Source organism: Streptococcus sp. C300 (assembly GCF_000187645.1).
Classification (GTDB): domain Bacteria; phylum Bacillota; class Bacilli; order Lactobacillales; family Streptococcaceae; genus Streptococcus; species Streptococcus oralis_CQ.
Window position 1 is genome coordinate 3,435 of the sequence record NZ_GL732466.1, and the last position, 1,104, is coordinate 4,538.

Annotated in this window: 2 protein-coding genes; both read right to left on the reverse strand. The window is 26.8% G+C overall.

The window, feature by feature from the left end:
• Nucleotides 1-55: 55 nt before the first annotated feature.
• Complete coding sequence (locus HMPREF0849_RS00015; protein ID WP_033605297.1) at nucleotides 56-739, reverse strand: condensation domain-containing protein; 684 nt, start codon at nucleotides 737-739, stop codon at nucleotides 56-58.
• Between the two features lie 147 nt (nucleotides 740-886).
• A partial coding sequence (locus HMPREF0849_RS10615; protein WP_000293958.1) for a hypothetical protein occupies nucleotides 887-1,104 on the reverse strand: 218 nt, incomplete at its 5' end.

The following is a 1,104-nucleotide window of genomic DNA, read 5'->3' on the forward strand; positions in this document are numbered from 1 at the left end:
CCAGTTTCGATTTACAAAACTTTTTTATTATTCTTCAATTTGATTTGTATTAAGATTATATTGAAGAATTCCATCGTTGCATTTTTTTAAAATTTTCTTCCCTAGATTCAAAGGTAAAATCTTCATCATAATCTGAAATAAAATCTGACCAATACTTTCTCGCAGCAGTAAAATCTTGAATGTTTAACCAATCTATATATTTCTTGTAGTCAAATGTTTTTCCAATTGACGATAAAATTTCTTTATATCCATTACCATCATTTAGCATTTCATAATATTTGAAAAAATCATTTAGCAGGATAGACATACACCAGCCATCCAATATTATATGATTAAAACTCCAAATAATTGTTATATCACTGCTACTATTTAGTATAATTGTCGCACGCAGTAATGAGTCTTTTGTTAAATCAAAGCCTCTTCGAATGTCAGCTTCTTCTATACTTTTTATGGATTTTTGCTCATCCAATTCAATTACATTAACTTCAATCTCCCTATTTTTCAAAACAATTTGCTTAGGCTCAGAACCTGAATTATAAAATATAGAAGTTCTTAAAACGTCATATTTCCTACTCAGAATTTTAAAACTGTTTACTGCATTATCAATATTAAATTTCCCTTGCAAATTAATTGACTTCTGGACAAAATATGTACTATTACCAGATTTAATATAATTAAATAACATACCTTTTTGCATAGGTGTCAAACTATAGACTTTTTCTATATTATTCTGTGCCACATCAATCTCCGTTCTAATTATATAAATTAGTTAATTCTTCCCACAAATCACTATCTAACTCTTCGTCAGATACATCTGATTGTGTAATAATCTTATCATTTTTATTTACTAAGAACTCTTCAATTTCCTCGAAAAAGGTCATTATATCTAATTCGATTTGATTGGAATCAATATCAATACTTTCATTAATCTTAAAATCAAAAATAAGATTATTACCATTGTTAATAATATCAACAACAAAATCTGAGTTGAAGGTATTTTTTTCACTTCGAATTTGTCCCGTCTCTCTTTCAGAGATACTAAAAGTTTTATTTGTATTTTGCTTTCTTTTTTTACTTCACCTAAATAATTAAAGGTTAAGTTTG